This is a genomic window from Methylosinus sp. C49 (genome assembly GCF_009936375.1).
In the GTDB taxonomy this organism is placed as follows: domain Bacteria; phylum Pseudomonadota; class Alphaproteobacteria; order Rhizobiales; family Beijerinckiaceae; genus Methylosinus.
The window spans coordinates 2697672-2715086 of the sequence record NZ_AP022332.1; the positions used below are offsets into that span (position 1 = coordinate 2697672).

Sequence of the window (17415 nt, forward strand, 5' to 3'; positions counted from 1 at the left end):
CGAAAAGCCCTGAGCTGCTACGAGCTATCAGTAGCATGAGCCGGCTCGAGACTAAATGGCCGACATAGCGACCGCCGCGGCTCACTCGTCTATGCTCCAGCTCGCCACCTCCCGCCCATCGCCGTCCAATATGCGGAAGCCATGCGGCAGCGGCTTATGCTTGCGCTGGACGATCACATTCGAGAACAGTGACTTGGCGTGAGTGACCGCCTTGCGCACATCGCTGATGTCGGTATTCATCCGATCGATGACCTGCGCAGTCATTCCCTCTGGAGCGGCGCCGACGAATTCGATGACGAGCATGGGGGCCTCCCGGGTCAGAACCAGGAGGTCGGGCGCGCGAAGGGTTCCGTCAAGGCGCGCTGCGGTCGGCCCTCAGCCCAGCGACATTTTCTCCCCGAACAGCTTGCGATATTCGCCGAGCGCATAGCGGTCGGTCATTCCGGCGATGTAATCGGCGACATGGCGGGCGCGGGCGGCGCCCTGCTCGGCGCGGGCGAGTTCGGCCCATTCCGGCGGCATTTGCGCCGGATCGTCGAAATAGACGGGGAAAAGCCGCGAGATCACCTGCTCGGCGCGATCCCAGACGCCCACGACTTTCTCGTGCCGATACATTTTGGGGAAGAGAAAGGCCTTGATCGAGCGGTCGGCCTCGGCCATGGGCGGCGAGAAGGCGATCGTCGCCACGCCAGCGCGGCGCACATCCTCGACGCTTTTCGCCCCGACGAGGCGCAGCCGCTTCTGAGATTGGACGATGGCGTCCTCGACGAAGCGGGTGATGACGCGCCGGCCCAGCTCGTGAATGACCCGCGTGCGCTCCAGCGCGCCATAGACGGCGCGAATCTCGTCCAGCATCACGCCGATGAAGGGGACGGCCTCGATATCCTCGAGCGAGAACAGGTTTGCGCGCAACCCGTCGTCTATGTCATGGGCGTCATAGGCGATATCGTCGGCGAGCGCGGCCGCCTGCGCCTCCGGCCCGGCGAATGTGTCCAGCTCGAGCGGAAACAGCGCGTCGAACTCCGCCACATAGGGGGCGAGCGCGCGATTTGCGCGCGAGCCTCGCAAAGGGCCATTGTGCTTGACGAGGCCTTCCAGCGTCTCGAAGGTGAGGTCCAGCCCGTCATAGCGGGCGTAGCGGCGCTCGAGCAGAGTGACCACGCGCAAAGCCTGGGCGTTGTGGTCGAACCCGCCATGGGCCTCCATGCACCGTTGCAGCGCATGCTCGCCGGCATGGCCGAAGGGCGTATGGCCGAGATCATGGGCGAGCGCCACCGCCTCGGCGAGATCCTCGTCCAGCGCCAGAGCGCGGGCGAGCGCGCGGGCGATCTGCCCCACCTCTATCGTATGGGTCAGCCGCGTGCGGAAATGATCGCCGTCCAACGGCACGAAGACCTGCGTCTTATGCGCGAGGCGGCGGAAGGCCGTCGAATGGATGATGCGGTCGCGGTCGCGCTGGAACTCGCTGCGCGTCGGCGAGGCCGATTCGGGAAAGAGGCGCCCGCGCGAGGCCGAAGGGTCACTGGCGCAGGGGGCGCGGCCACGGACGCCGGGATCTTCGATCGCCAATCGTCTCTCCTGTCATTGCAAGGTCACGCGGGCGGCCATATTTTCGCTTCGCATATCCCGCCCGACCCAGGGAGCGCAAGCGAGCTGGCCGGCGGGACAAAAGCCAAAAAAGAGGAAGGCGCGCCCAAATGACCGACACGGCGACGATTGCGAAGATCGAGATGAGCGAGCGCGCCGCCAAGCGCATCGAGGCCATTCTCGCCGGCGAGGCCCATGCGAAGGCGCTGCGGCTTTCGGTCGACGGCGGCGGCTGCTCCGGCCTGCAATACGCCTATACGGTCGAGACCGAGCCAAAGGCGGACGATATCGTCGTCGAGCGCGACGGGGCGAAGCTCGTCGTCGATTCGATTTCTGCGGCCTATATCGCCGGCGCGCGCGTCGATTATGTCGAGGATCTGATGGGCCAGTCCTTCCGTGTCGAGAATCCCAACGCCACCGCCTCCTGCGGCTGCGGCTCCAGCTTCTCGGTCTGACGGCGCCCCCTCCTCCTTTCGGAGTCCTCGATTGCAGTCTCTGTTCATCGGCCATTCCTATATCGACGTGACCATGCGCACGCAGGTCATGCCCAAGGGCGACGAGAAGGATGTGGCGGAGGATTACGCCGTCTCCTTCGGCGGCAACGCCGTGACCGCCGCCTTCGCCTGCTCCAAGCTGGTCGGCGACGGCGTCGATCTACTGACGCAGCTCGCGCCCGACTGGCTCGGCCATATGTTCATGGATATGGCCGCGACCTATGGGCTGCGCGTGCATCCGCGCCGTGTGCGGCGCTCGTCCCTATCCTTCGTGCTGCCCAAGGACGGCAAGCGCGCGATTCTGCGCGCCCGCGACAATAATTTCCTCGAGGACTTCCCGCGTCTCGACCTCACCGGGGTGCGCGCCCTGCACAGCGACGGGCATATCGCCGACGCCGCTCTCCATTACGCGCGCGCCTGCCGCGAATCGGGCGCGCTGACCTCTCTGGACGGCGGCGCGCTGCGGTCGGGAATCACCGATCTGCTCGAATTCATCGACGTCGCCATCGTCGCCGAGCGGCTCTGCGAGCAGATGACGCTCTCGGAGGCCGATATGCTGGCCTATTTGAAGAGCAAGGGTTGCCGCATCGGCGGCGTCACCAATGGCGAGCGCGGCATGCTCTGGTACGACGAGAGTGGCGAGGTGCAGCGCCTGCCCTCGCTCCCCGTGCCGGCGGAGCGCATCGTCGACACATCGGGCGCGGGCGATGTGTTCCACGGCGCCTATATGGCGTCCTATCTCCAGCGGCCGGAAGCGCCCTGGCGCGAGCACTTCCGCTTCGCCCGCGCGGCCTCGGGATATAAGATTCAGCACCTCGGCAATGAGGCGGGCCTGCCGTCCCAGAATGACATAGTAGCGACACTCGCGCTTTTTCCGCCTGCCGATTGAATGGCTTGTGGGAAGCGCGAAAGAAATCGAGAAAGGCGGAGAACAGGGCTTGGCAAGAGTGCTTAGAGCTTGCTATATGCCCGCCACCGTTCCCCGATAGCTCAGCCGGTAGAGCAAGCGACTGTTAATCGCTGGGTCGCAGGTTCGAGTCCTGCTCGGGGAGCCAGCAATCATCCCCCTGTGAAATCCGTCTCTCGACCCCTAGATTGGCGGCACGGGAGCCTCTTTATGCAAAAATCCATCGTCATCACCGTGAGCCATGATCTCGGCGTCGAGACCGCGCGGGCGCGCGTCGCCGCTGGGCTCGAGCAGCTGCGGCGGGACTATGTGGACAAGCTCGCCCATTCCGAGGTCGTCTGGACCGGGAACGCCGCCGATCTGAAGGTCGGCGCCTTCGGCCACAATATGCAGGCGCGCATAGACGTGCTCGCCGATTCGCTGCGCATAGAGGTCTGGCTGCCCTGGCTGCTGGCGGCTCTGGCGGGGCCGATTCAGACCGCGCTCGCCCATCGCGCCGGCGAGGCGCTGCGAATCGAGCACAAGCCGCAGGGCTGACCGATCAGCGTTTGCCAGCGGCGAGCCGCGCCGCGCGGCGGCGATAATATTGCAGACGAGTCGTGCGCAAGCTGTCGACGCCATGGCGGTCGATGCAGCTCGCCCAGGCCTCGAACTCGTCCCGCGTCAGCGAATAGCGCCGACAGACGTCGTCGAGCGAGACGACGCCGCTGCGCACAGCCGCCACCACCTCGGCCTTGCGGCGCACCACCCAGCGCGTCGTCGGCGGCGGCAGACAGGCGCAGGCGATTCGATTCGCGGCGTCGTCGCCGGCGGGATCGCATGTCGTCGGATCAAGCGTCATCATGGCGCCGCTCCACAAATGGAATTTTCGCATCACATCGCGAAAAACAAGCCGCCGCCTCGGGCGGCGAGATCTGTGACATTTCCAGCAAAGGTTGAAAAAAACGTTGCGGCGCGCGCAGGCGAGAGAGAAGAGCTTAACCACATCCGTTCGCGCCGCCGGCCAGCCGCCGCGCCATGGTTTAGACTAGGCTTCCATTCGCAATCGGAGGCGTCCCATGTCGAAAGCCCGGCTCGTCGCATCGATCGTCGTTGCAGGCGTCGCAATCGCGACCTCGGCGCTCGCAGAGCCATTCGCGCGGGACCACGAGGGCGGCGCGGGACCTTCGCGCGCGCAGGCCGCCGAGCAACGTCACGAGCTGTGGGAGGCGCGCGAGCGGGCGCGCGAGCAGCGCCGGCTTCAGCGCGAGCGACGCAGACAATCCGACGCCCTCGGCGCGAACGCCGGAGGCCCGGCGCCTTACGGCTATGGCGCGCCTTACGGCTATGGCGCGCCGTACGGCGGCTATGGCGGCGGCGATTACGTCGATCCGCCGCCGCGCCCGGCGCCGCCGCCCTCGCCGCGCGGGCTACACGACGGCCTCTGGTATTACTGACGCGTCGCCGGCTCGCCGCGCCGCTCCAACGCCGAGCTCACGATCTCCAGCGCGATGGCGAGCAACGCCTCTGCGTCATTGGGCTTGACGAAAACCTTGTCGGCGCCGGCCCGCATCGCCTCCTCATGGATCGAGGGCGCGGTGGAGGTCGTCAGCACGAACACCGGCAGATCCTTCAGCAGCAGCGAGCGGCGCAGCGACTTCAAGAACTTCACGCCGTCGAGCCGCGGCATGTTGAGGTCCAGCACCAGCACATCCGGGAGCTTGTCCGTAATCTCCTCGCGCGATACGAGAAAGATCGCGTCCAGCCCATTGTCGACCTGCTCGCATTCTATGTCGCGCTCCAGCAAGGAGCGCACGGAATCGAGGGCGCGCTTGAAAAGGAAGACGTCGTCCTGATCATCCTCGATGATCAATACGCGGCAGGCCCGATTCTTCGTCTCGACAGCGGACATCACAATCCCCATCTTCTCGACTTGCGCTCGTTTTTCCCACGCTGTTTCCTTAAATAGGATGCGGTCGCCCCGCGCGCAGCAACGAGCGCTGACAAATGCGCGCGACGAGGGGTGCGAGGATGAGCTTCGACAGCATAGGCGACGATCATTTTCGCCTCGCGGTAGAGTCGGCGCCTGCCGCCATGATCGTCAGCAGCGCCGATGGACTCATCCAATTCGTCAACGCGGAGACCGAGCGTATGTTCGGTTATCGTAGCGACGAACTGGTTGGAAAGTCCATCGATATTCTCGTCCCCGCGCGCATGCGGGCGGCGCATTCCTCCTTGCGCCAGAGCTTTCTTGCGCATCCGAGCAAGCGGCCGATGGGCGCCGGCCGCGATCTGAAGGCGACGCGGCGCGACGGCAGCGAATTTCCGGTCGAGATCGGGCTGACGCCGATCGAGAGCGAGAGCGGCGCGATCGTGCTGGCGACCGTGCTCGACATCACCGCTCGGCGCGAGGCGGAGAATGCGCTGTCGCAGCGCGCGGCGGAGCTGGAGCGCGCCAACGAGCGTCTGGCGCAATTCGCCTATGTCGCCTCGCATGATCTACAGGAGCCGCTGCGCAAGATCGCCGCATTCGCGGATATTCTCGAGCAAGCGATCTCCAGCGCCAATGAGACCGACATGAGCTACGCCAATAGCGTGATGCGCTCCTCGGCGATGCGCGCACGCGAGCTCGTCGACGATCTCCTCACCTATTCACGCGCGATCAATGATGCGCAGAATGTGCAGGAGCTCGATCTGCGCGACGAAATAGACCTCGCGGTCGACGACCTCTCCGAGGCGATCGCGGAGAGCGGCGCAAAGCTGAGCATAGAGGCGCCGCATGTCGCCTTTCGCGCCGACCGCTCGCAATTCGCGCGGCTGACGCATAATATCGTCTCCAACGCGCTCAAATATCGCAAGCAAGATTGCGCGCCGGAGATCGTCATACGGGCGACGCAGAGCGAGCGCGAGATCGTCGTCGCCTTCGCCGATAATGGCATAGGCTTCGAGAGCAAATATGCGCAGCTCGTCTTCGAGCCGTTCAAACGGCTGCATCCCAAGGGCAAATATCCCGGCACCGGCATAGGCCTCGCGATCTGCCGATCCATCGCCGATCGCCATGGCTGGCGGCTGTCGGTGACATCGCAGCCGGGACAAGGATCGACCTTTTATGTCACGATTCCGGCGGGACGAGCGAATAGCGAGTAGCAAGTCCTCGCACGACACGGAGATCTCATATGATCGACCTCCATTTTTGGCCCACGCCCAATGGCCACAAGATCACGATCTTTCTCGAGGAGGCGGGGCTCGCCTATAAAATCGTCCCCGTCGACATATCGAAGGGCGAGCAATTCTCCCCCGCCTTTCTCGCCATCTCGCCGAACAACCGCATGCCAGCCATCGTCGACCATGCGCCGGCCGACGGCGGCGCCGCGGTCTCACTGTTCGAATCCGGCGCGATCCTCGTCTATCTCGCCGAGAAGACGGGGCGCTTTCTGCCGAGCGATCTGCGCGGCCGCGCGCGCGTGCTCGAATGGCTGTTCTGGCAAGTCGGCGGGCTCGGCCCCATGGCGGGGCAGAACCATCATTTCCGCAATTACGCGCCGGAGAAGATTCCTTACGCCATCGATCGCTATGTGAATGAGACCAATCGCCTCTATGGCGTGCTGGACAAGCGCCTCGCGGGACGAGACTACATCGCCGATGATTATTCCGTCGCCGATATGGCCGCCTATCCCTGGATCGTTCCCTATGAGCGGCAGGGACAGTCGCTCGACGACTTTCCCAATGTGCGGCGCTGGCTCGAGACGATGCGCGCGCGGCCAGCGGTCGAGCGCGCCTATGCGAAAGGCGAGGCCCTCTCCCGCCCGCGCGACGGCTTCACGGAAGAGGAGCGCAAAATCCTCTTCGGCCAGACGGCGGCGAGCCTGCGCGGCGCCGTTTGAGCGCGCTCACTCGCCCTGCTTCTGGCGGCGCTTCTTGTTCCGCCAGGAGGCGAAGAAGATGATCGCGAGAAAGACATTGATGGCGAGGACCCATTTGTCGCTCCACGTCAAATAGCCCCAGATCGTGTGCAGATAGGACAATTCGCTCTCCCTTTGCGGGCGCTCGCCGCCCGCTTTTTTCATTTTCGCCGTCGCCGCGGCTCGGGTCTGGAATTTACGCGCATTGGCGCGCGCGATAAAGGCCCGGCGCTCATCCCGCCCGCAGCAGTTTCACCGCCTCGTCGCGCTCGAAGAGGTAGAGCAGAACCCTCAGCGCCTCGCCCCGCGGGCCGGAGAGGTCCGGGTCGCGGCGCAGCGTGAGCTCCACATCGTCGCGCGCTATGGCCAGCAGCCGCGCATGGGCGGTGAGATCGGCCAGGCGGAAGCCGGGCAGGCCGGATTGCCGCGCGCCGAGAATTTCCCCCTCCCCACGCAGGCGCAAATCTTCTTCCGCTATGCGGAAGCCGTCCTCGGTCTGGCGCAGCATCACCAGCCGCGCTTTGGCGGTCTCGCCGAGCGGACCTTTGTAGAGCAGCAGGCAGGAGGATTTGCCGGAGCCGCGGCCGACGCGCCCGCGCAGCTGATGCAATTGCGCGAGGCCGAAACGCTCGGCGTGCTCGATCACCATGACCGTCGCCTCGGGCACGTCGACGCCGACCTCTATGACCGTGGTGGCGACGAGTATGCGCGTTTCGCCCTGCTTGAACGCCTCCATTGCGGCGTCGCGCTCGGGCGCTTTCATGCGGCCGTGGACGAGGCCGACGATCTCGCCGAAAATGCGCGTCAGATCCTCGTGACGATCCTGCGCGGCGGCGAGATCGAGGTCCTCATTCTCCTCCACCAGCGGGCACACCCAATAGACGCGCGCGCCGGAGGCCAGAGCGCGGCGCACGCCCTCCACCACATCGCCGATGCGCGAGACCGGCAGAGCGCGCGTGTCGATGGGCGAGCGGCCGGGCGGCTTCTCGTCGAGGATGGAGCTGTCCATGTCGCCGAAATAGGTGAGCGCCAGCGAGCGCGGAATCGGCGTCGCCGTCATCACCAGAACATCGACGCTCTCGCCCTTGGCGCCCAGCGCCAGACGCTGCTGCACGCCGAAACGATGCTGCTCATCGACGACGGCGAGGCCCAGATCGGCAAAAGCGAGCTCGCTCTGCACCAGGGCGTGAGTGCCGATGACGATATCGACAGCGCCCGCCGCAATGGTCTCGTAGAGACGCGCGCGCTCGGAGGGCTTGGCTCTCCCCGTGAGCAGGCAGAGGCGCAGGCCGGCGGCTTCGGCGAGCGGCAGCAGGCGCTCATAATGCTGGCGCGCGAGAATTTCCGTCGGCGCCATCAGCGCCGCCTGCCTTCCGCATTCGACGACGCTGGCCATTGCGAGCAGCGCGACAATGGTCTTGCCGGCGCCGACATCGCCCTGCAGCAGCCGCAACATGCGCCGCGAGGACGCCAAATCCTCGCGTATCTCGACGAGCGCACGCTGCTGCGCGCCGGTGAGCGCATAGGGAAGCGCGGCTTCTATGACGCGCGTGATGCGTCCGTCGCCGGCGTTCTCGCGGCCGGGCTCGCGGCGCATTTTCGAACGGATGAGGCGCAGCGCCAATTGTTGCGACAGCAGCTCATCGAGCGCGAGGCGTTGGCGCGCCTTGCTGGCCGGCTCTATGTCGGCCGGCGATTTGGGGTTTTGCGCCGCGGCCAGCGCGCTCGCGAAATCGGGAAGGCCATTGGCCGCAAGCACCGAGGCGTCCTGCCACTCCGGCAGCTTGGGCAAGCGCTCCAGCGCGCCGGCGACCGCGCGCTGCACAAAGCGCTCTTGCAGCCCTTCCGTCAGCCCATGCACCGCCTCCGCCGGCGGCAGCTTGGCGAGGCCCGCCTCGTCCAGCACGCGATCGGGATGCACGATCTGCCGGCGCCCGTCATAGAGCTCGATCTTGCCGGAGACCCAGCGCGTCGCGCCTATGGGCAGGCTGCGCTCGATCCAATCGGCGTTGGAAAGGAAGAAGACCAGCTCGGCGTCGCCGGTGTCGTCCTCGACATGGACTTTGAACGGCGCCTTGGCGTAGCGCCCCTGCGGCTTGCGATGCTCGGCGACGCGCACCTTCAGCACGACCACGCGATCCGTCGGCGCTTCCGCGATGGTGGGACGCAGGCTGCGATCGACGAGATTGATCGGCAGATGAAACAGCACGTCGATGAGACGCGTCTCCTTGCCCGGCCGGGCGAGCAGCCGGTCGAAATGCTTGGCCGTCTTGGGGCCTATGCCCGGAAGGGCGGCGGCGCGGCCGAACAACGGATCGAGGATCGAGGGACGCATTCGCGCCTTTTCCCCTATCGCGAAGGCTTTGTCGAACGCGCTCTAATCCGGCAGCACGTCCGGCGTCTCCCAGGCGAGATGCTGCCCGCCGTCGACGGCGATCATCTGCCCGGTGACGCTGCGCGCCTCGGCGAGGAACACCACCGCGTCGACGACGCCGGACACATCCGCCGGACGGCGCAGCGGCACGCCGCGCGCTTCGGTCTCGAAGCCCTTCTGACCATGCACGGCGTTGGGAAACACCGGCCCCGGCCCCACGGCGTTGACGCGAATGCGCGGCGCGAAAGCCTGCGCCATTGTGCGCGTCGCCGTCCATAGAGCGGACTTGGCCAGCGTATAGGTGAAGTAGCGCGGCGTCAGACGAAACACGCGCTGATCGATGATATTGACGATCGCCCCTTCCGCTTCCTCCGGCAATTGCGCGGCCATGTCGCGCGCCAGCAGCAGCGGCGCACGCAGATCGACGGCGAATTGCCGATCGAAGACCTCGACCGAAAAATCCTGCGCGGCGTCGAGCTCGAACAAGGAGGCGTTGTTGACGAGCAGCGTCACCGGCCCGAAAGCGCGCGCGGCGAGCCCCATCAGCGCCTCTGTCTCGCGCGCGTCGGAGAGATCGGCGCCGACCACGGCGGCGCGGCCGCCCTTGGCGCGGATCGCCCCGGCCGCGAGTTCCGCCTCCTCTATGGAGCGATGCGAGGCGTGCAGCACCACCGGGCGCCCGCCATGCGCCAGCCGCGCGGCGATCGCCAAGCCGATGCGCCGCGCCGCGCCCGTCACCAGAACCGGCCCCGAACCGCCTGCGCCGCCAGCGCTCATCGCCCGAATCCCCATCTTGCCGCCGTACAAGGCAATTCTCACGCCGCGCCGACGCGGTCAATGCGTCGCCCAGACGTAACCACGGGCGATTTTACGAATTATTAGGCAACCTCAGCGGCCCTATGCGACGTGACGATCAAAATAGAATGGATAATGACGAAAATTGCTCGGTTAATTCTAAATATAACATGGTTTCGACACAATCAATACATTACCGCGCGCCGCGGTTTTGCTTCGCCGTGAGCGCGGGCTCGGGCGAGGAAAGGTTCCGTTAACGTGAACGATTTTAATTCGACTGAGCTCTGGCTGGGCCTTGCCCCTCGCCTGCGCCGAGTTTTGTGACCGCGAGCCCAACGCCCCGAAGGCGCGCGAATGTGGAGTCGAGTTCGATGAGACCTATGCTGCTTCCTGCGCTGCTGGCGCCCGCCCTGCTCTGCGCCGGCGCCTCCGCCCTCGCCGCCGATCTGCCGCGGCGCTCCGCCCCCGCCGCCGATTACTACAGCCCGCCGCCCGCCTTCACTTGGCAGGGCTTCTACATCGGCATCAACGGCGGCTATGCGCTGGGCTCGTTCCAGAACGGCAGCAGCAATCTGCTCGGCCAGCCGAACGGGTGGGTCGTGGGCGGCACCGCCGGCTATAATCTCACCTTCGCGCCCAACTTCCTCGTCGGCGTCGAAGGCGACTTCGATTTCAACAGCTCGAAGGACGGACGCTCGCCTTTCGTCGGCGTCTCCGGCAATGGCTCTGTCGACAACACGCTCACCATTCGCGCGCGCGCCGGCGTCACTGTCGATCGCGCTCTGCTGTTCGTCACCGGCGGCTTCGCCGGCAGCAACACGACGGCGAGCGTGAGCAACGCCTTCCAAGGCTTCTACGGCCAGCAGTCGAAATTCCTCGCCGGCTGGGCGCTCGGCGCCGGCATCGAATTCGGCGTCGCGCCCAATCTCTCCGCCAAGGCGGAATATCTCTTCACCTCGGTCGGCGGCGATCGCTATTTCGATTTCTCGGCCAATGCGCTGCAGACGAATATCGACACGTCGACGATCCGCGGCGGCCTCAACTATCATTTCTAGTCCATGACGACGCCGATCCCGTCGAAAGACGGGGTCGGCTCGCGCGCGCGCTTTCGATTCTTCAATGCGCGTGTGGCTTGCTCAACGCGCTGGCGCCGGCTTTGAACAGCAGATAGCCGACGATCGAGACCGCGACGACGGCGATCACCACGGCTTCGGTGAGCAAGGTGAAAACGATCGGATCATTGGCTCCGTAGGTGGACATTGCCGATTCCTCCAGTCGCCTGTGCGATATTTCGAGACGCCAGGCTTGCATGAGAGATTAGGCCTTCGCAGCGGAACACGGCGAGCGAGCGCGTGGCCGCAGCGTCAATCGACCGCAATCACGAAAATCTCGGACAAAACGCGACGAATTTGATTTTCGTCAAAAGACACATCGCTGCGTCGCATCGAAAGAAACGCACTCGCCGCTGCGGATCGGCGACATAGGTTCAACCGCGTTCGCGCACATTCGTTCCAAGCGCAGACGAAGGAGAACCGCATCATGAGCACAGTCGTCAGATTGTCGTTGATCTGCGCTTCGGCGCTCGTCATCGGCGCGCTCGGCACCGACGCCGCCGTCGCCAAGGAGAAGCGCTGTCGGCAAGTTTGCGAGGACAGAACCGAGTACGAGCCGCCGAAAGTCGAGCAGCCGACTTGCGAGCACAGGACGAGCTATGTGCGCCGCATCGTCGAGCGTCGGACGGTGTATGTGGCCCAGCCCGAGATGGTGGCGACGCCGGTGATCGCCTACCCCGCCTATACCTATGGCTATGCCTATCCGTACGGCTATAGCGGCTACGGAGGAGGCTACGGCGCCGGCTATGGCCTCGTCGGCGCGAGCTTCGGTGGCTGGGGCTGGGGCTGGTAGATTTGGCGGAGCCGCGGCGCGACCCGAATCGTCGCGCCGCGAGCGAGGCAGAGCGCGTTTGACAATGTCGAGGCCGCACCTGATAGTTCAAGCGGGGAATTTTTCAGGCTGACGAAGATGATCGACGAACATAGTGGCGAATTGCATGACAAATCCTCATCGAAGGATTTGCCGAAACTCTCCCGCCGTGGGCTGCTGGCGGGGCTCCTCGCGCTGCCCATCGCCGCGCTCGACGCCGGTTCCGCCAATGCGCAATATATCGGATTCGGCCCCTTCCGGCTGCATCTGCCGACAGGCGGCGGATATGGCGGCGGCTACAGCGGCGGCTATCGCCCGCGCAGACCCGCGCGCCATGTCGGCCACCATCAAAGCGGCGGCGGCGGCGGGCGTCACGCCTCACGGCGCGGCCGTCATGGCGGCAGCGGCGGCGGCGATAACGGCGGCGGAACGTCCACCAAAGGCGCGACAGGGCTCGGCAAGGCGGATTACTGATCCGCCCAGCGCAGCATCAATATTTGCCGGATTTGCGGAGCGCCTCGAGCGCCTCCGCGGCGCCCGGAAAATCCTGGGCCTTGGCGAGGCGAAACAGATCGCCCGCCTTTTTCGCGTCTTTCTTCAGCACATTGGGCACGCCCTTCTCAAAGGCCTTGCCCAGCCAGAATTGGCCGCGCGGATTATTCTGGTCCGCCGCTTTCTTATACCAGCGCAGGGCCTCCTCGACATTCTCGCCGCCGTCGGCGTCGCCGTTCTGATACATATTGCCGAGCACGGCCTGCGCCTCGGGAAAGTCTTTGTCGGCGGCCTTCTTGATCCATTTGAAGGCTGTCGGAAGATGTTGCGGTCGCCCCTGCCCTTTCAGCGCAATCATGCCGATGATGAATTGCGCCTCGCGCTCCCCTGAAGCGGCGAGCGACTCGCCGATCGACGAAGCGCGGTCGAACTCTTTCTCCTTCACCGCTCTGCGCAGATCAGCGATGGTCGAGGAGGCGCCGAGGGACGCCTGCTCGACGGTCGCGGTCTTCTGGCCGGGAACGGTCGAGGGCTGGCAATCGGCGATGCTGAAGCCCTCATTGCATTTGGGCTTGGCTGGCGGCGCATCATTCGTCAATGCGGCCGGACGCTCGATCTCGTTTCGCGCCGGCTTGATCTCGCCGGTCTGACCGAAATCCAAGGTCTTCGCCGTCTGGCGACGCTCGCTCTCGAGCTCCGCGGCCGCGCGCCGCTCGCGCTCCACCTTGTCGAGCTCGCGCTTCTTATTGACGCTATCGCCATCGCCGCCGAACAGAAGCGGCGCGACGGCCGCAAAGGCGACGACAGCCACCGACACGCCCTGCACGGCCGGATGCAGCGATTTGAATCGCCGCGCCAGCGAGGTCGAACGGCTCTTGGCGACGGCCAGCGCGACGGAGGGCAGAGAGGCGGCGGAGCCGGCGCTCGCGCTCGTCTGCGTCGCTTTGTCGAGAAGATGAGCGGGGCTCTGCACGATCGACGTGGCGTCGACGCGCAAGACGGTCGCGCCAATGGCGTCGCTGAAGGCGCGGATCGACGGATAGCGCTGCTCCGGCCGCTTGGCCAGCGCCTTCATGATCGCGGCTTCCAGCTCCGGCGTCACGCCGGGGATGCGCGGCACCAGCGGCGGCGGATCTCTGCCGATCTGCGCCTGCAGCAGTTCCACCTCGTCGAGCCCCGCGAAAGGCGCCGCGCCGGAGAGAATTTCGTAGAGAACGACGGCGAGCGCATAGAGATCGCTGCGCTCATCGCCCTCGCTGCCGCGACGCTGCTCCGGCGCCATATAGAGCGGCGTGCCGATCGCCGTGCCGGCGCGCGTCATGCGCACGCTGCCCTGCACGCGGGCGATGCCGAAATCCATGATCTTCACGCGGCCGTCATTGCCGATCATGAGATTGGACGGCTTTATGTCGCGATGGATGACGCCCATCTGATGCGCATAGGCGACGCCATCGGCCGCCTGCGAGATGATGGCCAGGCATTCCTTCACGCCGAGCGGGCCGCCGCGCTCGCGCAGCACATCGTCGAGCGCGCGTCCGCGCACCAGCTCCATCACCATATAGAGCTCATTGCCATCGGGCAGCAGCGAATAGAGCGTGGTGATATTGGGATGGTTGAGGCGCGCGAGGCTCTGCGCCTCCGCCTTGAAGCGCCCGACGAATTCGGGATCCTGCGTCAGCTCGGGGCGCAGCGATTTGATCGCGACCTCGCGCTCGATGAATGTGTCGAAGGCGACATGCACCTTGCCCATTGCGCCGGCGCCGAGAAGCTCGACGATGCGGTAATGGCCGATCATTTTTTGGTCGCTCATGACCTCATGCCTCTATCGAACGACGATGACGCGCGTCGGCGGCGCGCCGTCCGCGACGACGGAAATTTTCTGTGTCGCGGCTTGATCGCGCGCGCCGGGCGGCGGCGCGACGATCTGAAACACGCCGACGGAAATATTGTCGTGCCCGCCCGCCGCGAGCGCGGCCTCCACCAGCAAATGGCAGGAATCCTGCGGCGCGCGATCGGGAACGACGGCGGCGAGCTCGGCCTCGGAAACCAGATTGGAGAGGCCGTCCGAGCATAGAATGATCGCGTCGCCGATCGCGAGCGGCAGGCCCTCCGACCAAATGGTCGGCGCCACCTCCTTGCGCGTTCCGACCGCCTGCAGAATGACATTGCCGCCGGGGCTGCGCTCGGCCTCCGCCTGCGTCATCACGCCCTCGCGCACCAATTGCGCGTGGAGCGTCTGATCGTCGGAGAGCTGCGTCACCTCGCGGCCGCGCAAGATATAAGCGCGGCTGTCGCCGACATGAGCGAGCCACAGTCTACCGTCGCGAATGACGACGGCGGTGCAGGTCGTGCCCATGCCCTTGCATTCGGGCTCGCGCACGCTCTGCTCGAATATGGCGCGATTGGCGGCCTCGAAAGCCGCCTTCAGCGCGCGCGGCGGCTCGACGTCGAGCGAGTAGAACACCCGGCGCACGACTTCCGTCGCGAGCGCGCTCGCCACCTCGCCGGCGGCGTGTCCGCCCATTCCATCGGCGACGATGGCGAGATAGCCCTGTCTCGCCTCCGGCGCATCGGGCGCCGGCGCGACAAAGGCGACGCTGTCCTCATTGGAGGAGCGCACGCGGCCGACGTCGGTCCGCATTGCGCCGACAACGCGGAAAGCGCCCAATGGAGCCTCGCGCCCCGTCGCCATTTTCCCGACCTTCGATCAGTTGCGCTGCGCGCGCAGCAGGTCTCGCCCGAATTTGATCGGCACGGCGAGCGTCACGCGCGCGTCGCCGCGGCTGCGGCTGTAGGTGAACAGGCCGATGACCTTGCCATTGGCGTTGAACACCGGGCCGCCGCTATTGCCGGAGCCCGTGGCCAGCACGCTGAGCTGAATGCGCTCGCCGGCGCTGGTCAGCGTGACGCCGTCCTTCTCCTTATAGCCAGTGGAGAGCTTGGATACGATGCCATCCGTCACCGTCGCCTCGGGAATGACCTCGTTCTGAACGCGTGTCAGGCCGTTCTCGACCGTCACCTGACGCTGAACATTCTCCACCGAAATGCCCGGATAGCCGAGCACGATGACCTTTTCGCCGATCGTCACCTGATCGTCGTCGGCGAGCTCGACCTTGTCGAGCAGCTGCGGCGAGTCGATCTTGATGAGCGCGGCGTCGGAATCCGCGGAAGCGCGCACCAGCGCCGCATTGACGCCGAGCCGCGCGCCGGGAAAACGCACCTCGAGCTGCTCGTTGCGGCCCTCGAAAGTGCGCTGCTCATTGCGCGTCATGTCGGGGATGTTGTTGCGGCCGATCGGAATGGCGACGCTCGACGGGAAAATGACGCCGCCCGCTTCCGGCACCCACATGTTCAGATCGGCGTAGTCCTCGGATTCGAGATCGATGACCCCGATGGGCTTTCGCACCTTCGCATTCTTGGCGCCGGGGCCGCCGCCGAGATCGAACACATAGCCGAGGCGCGGCGAATCGTAAGTCACCTTCCAGCCGGCGGCGACATGCTTGTTGGTGAGCAGATAGCCCTGCTCGCTGATGACGAAGCCGGAGCCCCGCCCGGCGCCGGCGATCTGCAGATTGGAGCGCTGATCGTCCTCGAGCGTCAGCCAGCGCACGACCTTGCCATTGGGCAGGCGCACATAGGCGGGCAGCGTGTCCTTTCCGAACCGGAAGGTCTGATGGAAGATCGGCTTGCCGGTCTGCGTGTCGAAGAGACGCCAGCGCAGATCGATGCGCGCGGTGGCGTTGGAATATTTATTGTAGATGTCGAGCGGCGTCATGCCGATCAGATTGGTCTTCACCTCGCCCTGCAGCGCGGCGCTGCGCTGATCGGCGTGCTTGGCGTCCGCCTTCACATCGGCGAGATCGGCCTGATGGCGCTCGTCATCCTTGATCTGCTTCCAATAGACGGCGCCGCCGCCGAGCGCGATGAAGGCGAGCAGTCCCGCCGCCACGGCGCCCCAGGTGCGGCTCACCGAGCGGCGCTCCTCGACGATCAGCCGCTGCACCGTCTCCTGGCCGACGCCGACCTTGTGCGGGGGCGCCTCAGTCGATGTCGAGCTTACCTGGGCGACGGCGGTGGAGGCCGCCGTCTGCGCCGTCTCGATCAGCCGGGTCGCAGCGGAATCGTCTATTCCGATGACGCGCGTGCGCGCCGCGAAGCTGGCCGGCCGCGGCTGCAGATCGAAGGCGAATTTCGGGCCCTTGGCGCCGCCGAGCTCGATCTTGTCCTCGGGCAGCAGCTCCGCGTCTTGCGAGATGCGCTGGCCGTTCAGGAAAGTGCCATTGCTGGAATTGAGGTCGATCAGCTTGAACTTCAGATCGTCGCCTTCGCCCTCGATGCGGATGACGGCGTGCTGCCGGCTGACGACGCCGTCTATGGTGGGGTCGAAAGCGATTTTCGATGTCGGATCGCGGCCGATGGTGATCTCTTTCAGATCGCCGATCGGAAGCTGCTCGATCTGATTGGCCTTCGACCCAGACAAATGCCGAATGACGACGCGCTCGACGACTCCACCCATAGCCCCGCCCCTGAAAAAAAACAGCGACTTTGCGTCAACGCGCGAAAAAACAAAACAAAGCGCCCGCGTCGCCCCCAATTACAGAATACCAGCGGCGCGCGGCCCATCGCAAGAGGCGTTCCGCGGCCTCCGGGGCGCCGACTTGCGCCGAGCCGGCCGATCGTATAGCAGGTTCCTCTGGACGATGAGCGCGGAGTCCCTCGCCCGATGAGCAAGAAGCCGTTGAACTTGGTGCATTTGTCGACCCTGATCGCCGTCGCGATCCTGGTCGGCACGGAGCTCGTCGCGACCTCCTGGGCCGCCGGCTGGGCGCTCGGCGGTCTGTTTCAGCTCGACCCGGCCGTGAGCCGCATTTTCGAAATCGTCTTCGCGCTGGCCGGCTTGGTCGGCCTGTATTTCTTCATGCGCACAGCCGTCCGCCACGAGCCTATCCGCTGATTTTTCGA

General features: G+C 65.5%; 21 protein-coding genes and 1 tRNA gene. 11 read left to right on the plus strand and 11 right to left on the minus strand.

Translation table 11 applies throughout. The features are described from left to right. Positions 1–81 precede the first annotated feature (81 nt). Both GYH34_RS12760 and GYH34_RS12765 read right to left on the minus strand, forming a co-directional pair. Entirely contained in the window at positions 82–303 is a 222-nt protein-coding gene (locus GYH34_RS12760) for a hypothetical protein (RefSeq protein ID WP_161913904.1), read from the minus strand. 72 nt (positions 304–375) lie between these two features. After that, positions 376–1569: a deoxyguanosinetriphosphate triphosphohydrolase gene (locus tag GYH34_RS12765; protein ID WP_161913905.1), complete on the minus strand. Its 1194-nt coding sequence runs from the start codon at positions 1567–1569 to the stop codon at positions 376–378. Between the two features lie 128 nt (positions 1570–1697). Between GYH34_RS12765 and erpA the strand changes: the two genes are divergently transcribed. From erpA to GYH34_RS12785, 4 genes are all read left to right on the plus strand, one after another. Continuing rightward, positions 1698–2042: an iron-sulfur cluster insertion protein ErpA gene (gene erpA, locus GYH34_RS12770; protein WP_161913906.1), complete on the plus strand. Its 345-nt coding sequence runs from the start codon at positions 1698–1700 to the stop codon at positions 2040–2042. A gap of 31 nt (positions 2043–2073) precedes the next feature. Beyond that, positions 2074–2970: a sugar kinase gene (locus tag GYH34_RS12775; protein WP_161913907.1), complete on the plus strand. Its 897-nt coding sequence runs from the start codon at positions 2074–2076 to the stop codon at positions 2968–2970. 90 nt (positions 2971–3060) lie between these two features. Further along, positions 3061–3136, plus strand: a tRNA-Asn gene (locus GYH34_RS12780). A gap of 62 nt (positions 3137–3198) precedes the next feature. Beyond that, positions 3199–3525: a polyhydroxyalkanoic acid system family protein gene (locus GYH34_RS12785; protein ID WP_018265136.1), complete on the plus strand. Its 327-nt coding sequence runs from the start codon at positions 3199–3201 to the stop codon at positions 3523–3525. Positions 3526–3529: 4 nt separating this feature from the next. Here the strand turns inward: GYH34_RS12785 and GYH34_RS12790 are convergent, their stop codons facing one another. Then, a complete protein-coding gene (locus tag GYH34_RS12790; protein WP_161913908.1) occupies positions 3530–3832 on the minus strand; it encodes a DUF1153 domain-containing protein in 303 nt (100 codons plus the stop codon). A 214-nt stretch (positions 3833–4046) separates the two neighbouring features. On the opposite strand from GYH34_RS12790, the gene GYH34_RS12795 reads away from it, so the two are divergent. After that, positions 4047–4424 (plus strand): hypothetical protein, encoded by a 378-nt coding sequence (locus GYH34_RS12795; protein ID WP_161913909.1) that lies wholly within the window; start codon positions 4047–4049, stop codon positions 4422–4424. Here the strand turns inward: GYH34_RS12795 and GYH34_RS12800 are convergent. Beyond that, positions 4418–4879, minus strand: a complete 462-nt coding sequence (locus tag GYH34_RS12800) for a response regulator (RefSeq protein ID WP_161913910.1) — start codon at positions 4877–4879, stop codon at positions 4418–4420. The two genes, GYH34_RS12795 and GYH34_RS12800, sit on opposite strands and share 7 nt — an antisense overlap. 119 nt (positions 4880–4998) lie before the next feature. Here GYH34_RS12800 and GYH34_RS12805 point away from each other — a divergent pair, with 119 nt between their 5' ends. Beyond that, a complete protein-coding gene (locus tag GYH34_RS12805) occupies positions 4999–6114 on the plus strand; it encodes a PAS domain-containing sensor histidine kinase (RefSeq protein ID WP_161913911.1) in 1116 nt (371 codons plus the stop codon). 29 nt (positions 6115–6143) lie between these two features. Continuing rightward, positions 6144–6851: a glutathione binding-like protein gene (locus GYH34_RS12810; RefSeq protein WP_161913912.1), complete on the plus strand. Its 708-nt coding sequence runs from the start codon at positions 6144–6146 to the stop codon at positions 6849–6851. A gap of 6 nt (positions 6852–6857) precedes the next feature. Here GYH34_RS12810 and GYH34_RS12815 read toward each other — a convergent pair whose 3' ends face one another. From GYH34_RS12815 to GYH34_RS12825, 3 genes are all read right to left on the minus strand, one after another. Then, on the minus strand, positions 6858–7034 hold the full coding sequence (locus GYH34_RS12815; RefSeq protein ID WP_161913913.1) for a hypothetical protein: 177 nt from the start codon (positions 7032–7034) through the stop codon (positions 6858–6860). A 67-nt stretch (positions 7035–7101) separates the two neighbouring features. After that, the gene (gene recG / locus GYH34_RS12820; RefSeq protein ID WP_161913914.1) at positions 7102–9204 is read right to left on the minus strand and encodes an ATP-dependent DNA helicase RecG; all 2103 of its coding nucleotides are present in this window, start codon (positions 9202–9204) and stop codon (positions 7102–7104) included. Positions 9205–9246: 42 nt separating this feature from the next. Further along, entirely contained in the window at positions 9247–10020 is a 774-nt protein-coding gene (locus GYH34_RS12825) for an SDR family oxidoreductase (RefSeq protein WP_161913915.1), read from the minus strand. A gap of 389 nt (positions 10021–10409) precedes the next feature. On the opposite strand from GYH34_RS12825, the gene GYH34_RS12830 reads away from it, so the two are divergent. Beyond that, on the plus strand, positions 10410–11093 hold the full coding sequence (locus GYH34_RS12830) for an outer membrane beta-barrel protein (protein ID WP_244635092.1): 684 nt from the start codon (positions 10410–10412) through the stop codon (positions 11091–11093). 61 nt (positions 11094–11154) lie between these two features. Here the strand turns inward: GYH34_RS12830 and GYH34_RS21735 are convergent, their stop codons facing one another. Next, positions 11155–11298 (minus strand): hypothetical protein, encoded by a 144-nt coding sequence (locus GYH34_RS21735; protein ID WP_174242405.1) that lies wholly within the window; start codon positions 11296–11298, stop codon positions 11155–11157. Between the two features lie 279 nt (positions 11299–11577). On the opposite strand from GYH34_RS21735, the gene GYH34_RS12835 reads away from it, so the two are divergent. Then, on the plus strand, positions 11578–11943 hold the full coding sequence (locus tag GYH34_RS12835; protein WP_161913916.1) for a hypothetical protein: 366 nt from the start codon (positions 11578–11580) through the stop codon (positions 11941–11943). Positions 11944–12060: 117 nt separating this feature from the next. Further along, positions 12061–12435, plus strand: coding sequence for a hypothetical protein (locus tag GYH34_RS12840; protein WP_161913917.1), 375 nt, complete (start codon positions 12061–12063; stop codon positions 12433–12435). Positions 12436–12451: 16 nt separating this feature from the next. Here GYH34_RS12840 and GYH34_RS12845 read toward each other — a convergent pair whose 3' ends face one another. From GYH34_RS12845 to GYH34_RS12855, 3 genes are all read right to left on the minus strand, one after another. Next, a complete protein-coding gene (locus GYH34_RS12845; protein WP_161913918.1) occupies positions 12452–14263 on the minus strand; it encodes a serine/threonine-protein kinase in 1812 nt (603 codons plus the stop codon). Positions 14264–14275: 12 nt separating this feature from the next. Further along, positions 14276–15094, minus strand: coding sequence for a PP2C family serine/threonine-protein phosphatase (locus GYH34_RS12850; protein ID WP_244635094.1), 819 nt, complete (start codon positions 15092–15094; stop codon positions 14276–14278). Positions 15095–15160: 66 nt separating this feature from the next. Then, positions 15161–16969 carry a trypsin-like peptidase domain-containing protein gene (locus GYH34_RS12855; RefSeq protein WP_161913920.1) on the minus strand — a complete coding sequence of 603 codons (1809 nt, stop codon included), beginning with the start codon at positions 16967–16969 and terminating at the stop codon, positions 15161–15163. 207 nt (positions 16970–17176) lie between these two features. Between GYH34_RS12855 and GYH34_RS12860 the strand changes: the two genes are divergently transcribed. Then, entirely contained in the window at positions 17177–17407 is a 231-nt protein-coding gene (locus GYH34_RS12860) for a hypothetical protein (protein ID WP_161913921.1), read from the plus strand. Positions 17408–17415: the final 8 nt, after the last annotated feature.

Excerpts from the sequence above, each read along its gene's own strand:
- GYH34_RS12830 (WP_244635092.1), top strand. The coding sequence starts at position 10,410 with ATGAGACCTATGCTGCTTCCTGCGCTGCTGGCGCCCGCCCTGCTCTGC.
- recG (WP_161913914.1), bottom strand. The coding sequence starts at position 9,204 with ATGCGTCCCTCGATCCTCGATCCGTTGTTCGGCCGCGCCGCCGCCCTT.
- GYH34_RS12800 (WP_161913910.1), bottom strand. The coding sequence starts at position 4,879 with ATGTCCGCTGTCGAGACGAAGAATCGGGCCTGCCGCGTATTGATCATC.
- GYH34_RS12835 (WP_161913916.1), top strand. The coding sequence starts at position 11,578 with ATGAGCACAGTCGTCAGATTGTCGTTGATCTGCGCTTCGGCGCTCGTC.
- GYH34_RS12825 (WP_161913915.1), bottom strand. The coding sequence starts at position 10,020 with ATGAGCGCTGGCGGCGCAGGCGGTTCGGGGCCGGTTCTGGTGACGGGC.
- GYH34_RS12850 (WP_244635094.1), bottom strand. The coding sequence starts at position 15,094 with ATGCGGACCGACGTCGGCCGCGTGCGCTCCTCCAATGAGGACAGCGTC.
- GYH34_RS12845 (WP_161913918.1), bottom strand. The coding sequence starts at position 14,263 with ATGAGCGACCAAAAAATGATCGGCCATTACCGCATCGTCGAGCTTCTC.
- GYH34_RS12760 (WP_161913904.1), bottom strand. The coding sequence starts at position 303 with ATGCTCGTCATCGAATTCGTCGGCGCCGCTCCAGAGGGAATGACTGCG.
- GYH34_RS12785 (WP_018265136.1), top strand. The coding sequence starts at position 3,199 with ATGCAAAAATCCATCGTCATCACCGTGAGCCATGATCTCGGCGTCGAG.
- GYH34_RS21735 (WP_174242405.1), bottom strand. The coding sequence starts at position 11,298 with ATGTCCACCTACGGAGCCAATGATCCGATCGTTTTCACCTTGCTCACC.
- GYH34_RS12815 (WP_161913913.1), bottom strand. The coding sequence starts at position 7,034 with ATGAAAAAAGCGGGCGGCGAGCGCCCGCAAAGGGAGAGCGAATTGTCC.
- GYH34_RS12805 (WP_161913911.1), top strand. The coding sequence starts at position 4,999 with ATGAGCTTCGACAGCATAGGCGACGATCATTTTCGCCTCGCGGTAGAG.
- GYH34_RS12860 (WP_161913921.1), top strand. The coding sequence starts at position 17,177 with ATGAGCAAGAAGCCGTTGAACTTGGTGCATTTGTCGACCCTGATCGCC.
- erpA (WP_161913906.1), top strand. The coding sequence starts at position 1,698 with ATGACCGACACGGCGACGATTGCGAAGATCGAGATGAGCGAGCGCGCC.
- GYH34_RS12855 (WP_161913920.1), bottom strand. The coding sequence starts at position 16,969 with ATGGGTGGAGTCGTCGAGCGCGTCGTCATTCGGCATTTGTCTGGGTCG.
- GYH34_RS12810 (WP_161913912.1), top strand. The coding sequence starts at position 6,144 with ATGATCGACCTCCATTTTTGGCCCACGCCCAATGGCCACAAGATCACG.
- GYH34_RS12840 (WP_161913917.1), top strand. The coding sequence starts at position 12,061 with ATGATCGACGAACATAGTGGCGAATTGCATGACAAATCCTCATCGAAG.
- GYH34_RS12795 (WP_161913909.1), top strand. The coding sequence starts at position 4,047 with ATGTCGAAAGCCCGGCTCGTCGCATCGATCGTCGTTGCAGGCGTCGCA.
- GYH34_RS12790 (WP_161913908.1), bottom strand. The coding sequence starts at position 3,832 with ATGATGACGCTTGATCCGACGACATGCGATCCCGCCGGCGACGACGCC.